The organism is Hugonella massiliensis (assembly GCA_001486445.1).
Taxonomy (GTDB): Bacteria; Actinomycetota; Coriobacteriia; order Coriobacteriales; family Eggerthellaceae; genus Hugonella; species Hugonella massiliensis.
This window is the reverse complement of the sequence record LN908981.1, coordinates 24,039-30,949: the sequence shown is the minus strand read 5'-3', so window position 1 is coordinate 30,949 and position 6,911 is coordinate 24,039. Positions and strand designations below refer to the sequence as shown.

Annotated in this window: 1 protein-coding gene and 3 rRNA genes; all 4 read right to left on the bottom strand. The window is 61.3% G+C overall.

The window, feature by feature from the left end:
- Positions 1–20: 20 nt before the first annotated feature.
- Positions 21–135: ribosomal RNA gene (gene rrf / locus BN3270_RS00180) — 5S ribosomal RNA — on the bottom strand.
- 129 nt (positions 136–264) lie between these two features.
- Positions 265–3,235 (bottom strand): 23S ribosomal RNA (locus BN3270_RS00175).
- 394 nt (positions 3,236–3,629) lie between these two features.
- Positions 3,630–5,140 (bottom strand): 16S ribosomal RNA (locus BN3270_RS00170).
- Together the 16S, 23S and 5S rRNA genes form the textbook arrangement of a ribosomal RNA operon.
- A gap of 516 nt (positions 5,141–5,656) precedes the next feature.
- A complete protein-coding gene (gene tyrS / locus BN3270_RS00165) occupies positions 5,657–6,868 on the bottom strand; it encodes a tyrosine--tRNA ligase (protein WP_058985106.1) in 1,212 nt (403 codons plus the stop codon).
- Between the last annotated feature and the right edge of the window lie 43 nt (positions 6,869–6,911).

Sequence of the window (6,911 nt, the reverse complement as noted above, 5' to 3'; positions counted from 1 at the left end):
GGTAGTTAAAGCGCCCTCCGCGAGCGCGACGCCCTATCCTCCCACGGGCTTCCCCCGCAGTACTTTCGGCGATGCGGGGCTTAACTGCCGGGTTCGGAATGGGTCCGGGTGATCCCCCGCTCCATGGTCGCGCTCGCGGGGGGCGCTCCCCCGCGAGGTCCTGGTTAGGATCTCTCTAGGTTTTCCAAGGCGGCTCCGGGCCGACCCTGGGGGTTGCATGGCGCTCACGGAAACCTCACGGACCGTCAGATACGGGTGCGAATTGAGATGAAGAGCTCGACCGATTAGTACCGCTCGCCTGAGCGCCTCGCGGCGCTTGCAGCTGCGGCCTATCAACCTCGTGGTCTACGAGGGGTCTTACCGGAAAGAGAACTCATCTTGGAGACGGCTTCGCGCTTAGATGCCTTCAGCGCTTATCCGTTCCGGACGTAGCTACGCGGCAGTGCCGTTGGCCGACAACCGCTGCACCAGAGGTCCGTCCACCCCGGTCCTCTCGTACTAGGGGCAGATCTCCTCAGTTCTCTTGCGCCCGCGGAGGATAGGGACCGAACTGTCTCACGACGTTCTGAACCCAGCTCGCGTACCGCTTTGAATGGCGAACAGCCATACCCTTGGGACCGACTTCAGCCCCAGGATGCGATGAGCCGACATCGAGGTGCCAAACCTTGCCGTCGATGTGGACTCTTGGGCAAGATCAGCCTGTTATCCCCGGAGTACCTTTTATCCGTTGAGCGACGGCCGTTCCACGTCGGGCCGCCGGATCACTAGAACCTGGTTTCCCACCTGCTCGGCTCGTCGGCCTCGCAGTCAAGCCCGCTTGTACTCTTGTGCTCTGCGGACGGTTGCCGACCGTCCTGAGCGGACCTTGCGCACGCCTCCGTTACTCTTTGGGAGGCGACCGCCCCAGTCAAACTACCCGCCTGGCACGGTCCGCGCGCCGGATCGCGGCCGCGCGTTAGATCGCCGGAACGGTGAGGGTGGTATTCCAAGGGCGGCTCCGCCCGGGCTGGCGCCCGGGGTTCATAGCCTCCCACCTATCCTCTACGCACCGAGCCAACGATCAATGCCAAGCTGTAGTAAAGGTTCACGGGGTCTTTCCGTCCTTCCGCGGGAAGTTCGCATCTTCACGAACAATGCAATTTCACCGGGTCCATGGTTGAGACAGCGCCCAAGTCGTTACGCCATTCGTGCAGGTCGGAACTTACCCGACAAGGAATTTCGCTACCTTAGGACCGTTATAGTTACGGCCGCCGTTTACCGGGGCTTGGCTTCGGCGCCTCGCTTTCGCTAACGCTTCCGCGTAACCTTCCGGCACCGGGCAGGCGTCAGACCCTATACGTCGCCTTGCGGCTTTGCAGAGTCCTGTGTTTTTGATAAACAGTCGCTTGGGCCGTTTCGCTGCGGCCCGCCCGGGCTCCGGAGGCTAGCTCCCTCACCTGGGCGGGCACCCCTTCTCCCGAAGTTACGGGGTCGGTATGCCGAGTTCCTTAACCATGGTTCTCCCGATCGCCTCGGTATGCTCTACCCGCCTACCTGTGTCGGTTTTGGTACGGGCGCCGCGGGCCTCCCTAGAGGTTTTTCCAGGGGGCATGGGCTCGCCGGCTTCGGATCAGATCCTTCGTCTCGCGTCTCGGGCTCATCGGTCGGCTGGTTTCCATGCCGACCGCCCTACGCGCTTTCACGGGGACGTCCAGAACCCCGCCCGGCTACCCTTCCCCGTCACCCCGTCGGTGGTGACGGCCCGCGGCGGTACAGGAATGTCCGCCTGTTGTGCATCGCCTACGCGTGTCCGCCTCGGCTTAGCTCCCGACTGACCCTGGGGCGATTAGCGTTGCCCAGGAACCCTTAGGCTTACGGCGGAGGGGTTTCCCGCCCCTCTCTCGTTACTCATGCCAGCATTCTCACTTCCCGGATGTCCACGCGGGGTCGCCCCTCGCGCTTCGCCCCTCCGGGAAAGCTCCCCTACCACAGGATCTCTCGATCCGTCCGCCGCTTCGGCGCCGTGCTTAGCCCCGTGAATTGTCGGCGCATGTCCACTCGACCAGTGAGCTGTTACGCACTCTTTAAATGCATGGCTGCTTCTAAGCCAACATCCTGGTTGTCTAGGCAAACGCACATCCTTTGCCACTCGGCACGGACTTGGGGGCCTTAGCGGGCGGTCTGGGCTGTTTCCCTCTCGAGCACACAGCTTAGCCCACATGCTCTGACTCGCGGCCAATGGGATGCCGGCATTCGGAGTTTGGTTTTCCTCGGCAGGCGGTGAGGCCCCCTCGGAAGTCCAGTGCTCTACCTCCGGCATCGTACGGCCGCGGCTAGCCCTAAAGCTATTTCGGGGAGAACGAGATATCTCCGGGTTTGATTGGCCTTTCACCCCTATCCACGGGTCGTCCCCTCCGTTTTCAACCGAAGTGGGTTCGGGCCTCCACGGGGTCTTACCCCCGCTTCACCCTGCCCATGGATAGCTCACCCGGCTTCGCGTCTACGGCGCGCTACTCACCGCCATCTTAAAGGCTCGCTTTCACTGCGGCTCGCTTCGAAGCTTAACCTCGCAGCGCACCGTAACTCGCTGGCTCATTCTACAAAAGGCACGCCGTCACAGAGGAATCCTCTGCTCCGACTGCTTGCGGGCGCACGGTTTCAGGTACTGTTTCACTCCCCTCTCGGGGTGCTTTTCACCTTTCCCTCACGGTACTGGTCCTCTATCGGTCATAGGAGAGTATTCAGCCTTGGAGGGCGGTCCCCCCTGCTTCCAACCGGGTTTCACGTGCCCGGCTGTACTCGGGATGCGCGTCCGCCGGGGGACTGGGGTCCGCGTACGGGGCTCTCGCCCGCTCCGGCCGGCCTTTCCATGCCGTTCCGCTTCCCAGTCCCTTTGTAACCGGCGCCGGCCCCTGCAGGGACCGGATGCGCGCTCCCACGACCCCCATGCAGCAACGCCTGCAGGCTGTGCGCATGCATGGGTTTAGGCTAAACGCGCTTTCGCTCGCCGCTACTCGCGCGATCTCGGTTGATTTCCTTTCCTCGGGGTACTTAGATGTTTCAGTTCCCCCGGTTCGCCCCTTCCCGCCTATGCGTTCGGCGGGAGGTGCCAGAGCTCCGCTCTGGCGGGTTGCCCCGTTCGGAGACCTGCGGGTCGAGGGATGTTTGCTCCTCACCGCAGATTATCGCAGCTTGCCGCGTCCTTCGAAGCCTTCCTATGCCAAGGCATCCACCGTGCGCCCTACGTATCTTCATTTCCCTTCGCGTCCCCTCCCGCGCTTCTGCGCGGGAGGCGTCAGTTCGAAATAAAAGTATTTCGGGTATCCATATCTTAGTTATTGCGATCGTGTAATGCGAACCACCTGCGGGATTCCCGGAAGATCGAATTAGTTTGAAAAACGAATCTGAGGGATTCTCGCTGATGATTCTTTCAGTTTCTATGAAACGCTATGCAACTCTCAAGGTGCCCGGAGGGGGAGGTTTCCCCGACCGTCCGAGGGAGGGCCCTCGGGACCGGATGCCGCGAGACGAGAGATAGGGGCTTCAAGCTTTCGTACACTTTTTCCCCTGTGAGGCGAACCCATTCGCCTTCCGGGGCGCGGGAGCTCTCGCTCGACCGCGCTTCGGGCTGGCGCCCGATTTCTCCCTAGAAAGGAGGTGATCCAGCCGCACCTTCCGGTACGGCTACCTTGTTACGACTTCACCCCCCTTACCCTCCACACCTTCGGCGCCTCCGCCCCTTGCGGGTTCGGCCGGCGACTTCGGGTGCAGACGACTCGGGTGGTGTGACGGGCGGTGTGTACAAGGCCCGGGAACGTATTCACCGCGGCGTGCTGATCCGCGATTACTAGCAACTCCGACTTCACGGGGGCGGGTTGCAGCCCCCGATCCGAACTGGGACCGGCTTTGGGGGATCCGCTCCGGATCGCTCCTTCGCATCCCGCTGTGCCGGCCATTGTAGCACGTGTGCAGCCCAGGGCATAAGGGGCATGATGACTTGACGTCGTCCCCACCTTCCTCCGGCTTGACGCCGGCAGTCCCCCATGAGTCCCCAACTCAATGCTGGCAACATGGGGCAGGGGTTGCGCTCGTTGCGGGACTTAACCCAACATCTCACGACACGAGCTGACGACAGCCATGCACCACCTGTCCGGGCTCCTCTCGGCCACGGCGTCTCCGCCGCTTCACCCGGATGTCGAGCCCTGGTAAGGTTCTTCGCGTTGCTTCGAATTAAGCCACATGCTCCGCTGCTTGTGCGGGCCCCCGTCAATTCCTTTGAGTTTTAGCCTTGCGGCCGTACTCCCCAGGCGGGGCACTTAATGCGTTAGCTGCGGCACGGGGGAAGGGCTCCCCCACACCTAGTGCCCATCGTTTACGGCTAGGACTACCAGGGTATCTAATCCTGTTCGCTCCCCTAGCTTTCGCACCTCAGCGTCAGTGTCGGCCCAGAAGACTGCCTTCGCCATCGGTGTTCTTCCCGATATCTGCGCATTTCACCGCTACACCGGGAATTCCGTCTTCCTCTACCGAACTCGAGCCCGCCGGTTCGGGGTCGGGCCGGAGGTTGAGCCCCCGGGTTTGAGACCCCGCTTGGCGAGCCGCCTACGCGCGCTTTACGCCCAATGAATCCGGATAACGCTCGCTCCCTACGTATTACCGCGGCTGCTGGCACGTAGTTAGCCGGAGCTTCTTCTGCAGGTACCGTCATGGTTCTTCCCTGCTGAAAGCGGCTTACGACCCGAAGGCCTCCGTCCCGCACGCGGCGTTGCTGCGCCCGGGTTGCCCCCATCGCGCAAAATTCCCCACTGCTGCCTCCCGTAGGAGTCTGGGCCGTATCTCAGTCCCAATGTGGCCGATCGGTCTCTCAACCCGGCTACCCATCGCGGGCTAGGTGGGCCGTTGCCCCGCCTCCTACCTAATGGGCCGCGACCCCACCCCCTGCCGCTGACTCGCTTTCCCCGCGGGGCCATGCGGTCCCGCGGGAGTACCCGGTGTTAATCCCGCTTTCGCGGGGCTATCCCGGAGCAGGGGGCAGGTTGGTCACGTGTTACTCACCCGTTCGCCACTCTATGACCGCCCGAAGGCGGGTTAATCGTTCGACTTGCATGTGTTAGGCACGCCGCCAGCGTTCATCCTGAGCCAGGATCAAACTCTCCGTTTAAAGCGCGGCCCCCGAGGGGGCCGCGAGTTTCTCTTCCAACGGATCTGTGAGATCTCTGTTTCGTTTTCCGTCTTCCCGCGGCCTCGTTGGAGGCTGCCGCGGAACGACGGGGTTCGTCTAGCTTGAATTCTCTCGTTCGCAGTATCCGGTTCTCAAGGTCCTCCCGCGCCCCCGCTGGGGGCGAGCGCCGCTTCAAGCGGCAAGGAATTACTTTATGGGAAGTTCATCGGTATGTCAAGAACAAATTTAAAAAGTTTTAAACCGTTCTTTGCAATGTTAGTTGCACCGATGTGCTTCAAGGAAAAGCACCTTGCCTTGCGGCGGATGAATACTTTACGTTCCTCCCCTACCCCTGGCAAGTCAATTCTTCCGTCTGCACATTACATACATATATATTGTGCTATCTAGGGCCTTATCGCACGCTCTCACTACATCTTGTGGTTTGCCTATCACGAAAACGGGAGGTAGACCGCGTCTGCCTCCCGTTTCTTGCGCGATATGTGAAAGATGAAGCTCTTACACGAGCTTGACGAATTTGCGCTTGCCCACTTGGAGAATCGCACCTGCCAGTAGGGCCGGGTCAACGTTGTAGGAGCCCTTTTCCACCGTGACCCCGTCGATGTAGACGCCGCCCTCGTCGATCTTGCGACGGCCTTCGCTCACCGTCTGCACCATGCCGGCCTGCTGCAAAAGGCGGGCCAGGTAGACGGTGCCGTCTTCGTTCGGCGTAAGGTCGGCCGCAAACTCCGGTACGTCTTCGGGCGCCTGATGGGCGACATGCACGCGGTTGAATTCCTCTTCGGCCTTCTGCGCGGCGGCGTCGTCGTAGTAAGCCGCGACGATATTGCGCGCCAGGGCTCGCTTGGTCTTGTTGGGGTCGAGCGTGCCATCGGCGAGGCCGGCCTCGATTTCGTCGATCTTGTCGACGGATTCGGTAGAAGCCAGGCGGTAGTACTTCACAATGAGCGTATCGGGCACGCTCATAACCTTGCCGAACATATCGTCGGGTGCGTCGGTGAGGCCGATGTAGTTGCCGTAGCTCTTGGACATCTTCTTGGCGCCGTCGGTGCCTTCGAGCAGCGGGAGCGTCAGACAAACCTGCGGCTCGAGCCCCATCTTTTCCATGAGCTCGCGCCCCGCAAGTAGGTTGAAGAGCTGATCGGTGCCGCCCAGCTCGACATCGGCCTTGATGACGACCGAATCGTAGGCCTGCATGATCGGGTAGAGGAACTCGTGCACGCTGATCGGCAGGTTGTTGGTATAGCGGTTGTGGAAGTCGTCGCGCTCGAGAATGCGGGCCACCGTGAAGTTGGAGGACAGCTTGAGCAGCCCGGCCAGATCGAGGCTGAACAGCCATTCGGAATTGTGGCGCAGGGTGGTCTTTTCGGGATCAAGGATCTTGAAGGCCTGGTCGATGTAGGTCTGGGCGTTTGCAGCGATCTGTTCTTCGGTGAGCTGGGGACGCGTAGTGTTGCGACCAGAAGGGTCGCCGATGAGCGCGGTGCCGTCGCCGATGATGAGCGTTACCTGATGGCCCAGGTCCTGGAACTGGCGCAGCTTGCGCAGGGGAACCGCATGGCCGATATGGATGTCGGGAGCGGTGGGGTCGACGCCGAGCTTGATGTTGAGCGGCGTGTTGCGCTTGAGCTTTTCGAGCAGCAGCTCTTCGGGAATGATGTCTGCCGCACCGGATTTAATGATGCGAAGTTGTTCTTCTGCGGGAAGCATCGATCTGCCTTTCTGTACGTGCAATTCTAGCGATTCTAGCACA

What these genes read in the sequence shown, in the direction of transcription:
- tyrS (WP_058985106.1), bottom strand. Translation starts at nt 6,868, where the DNA reads ATGCTTCCCGCAGAAGAACAACTTCGCATCATTAAATCCGGTGCGGCA.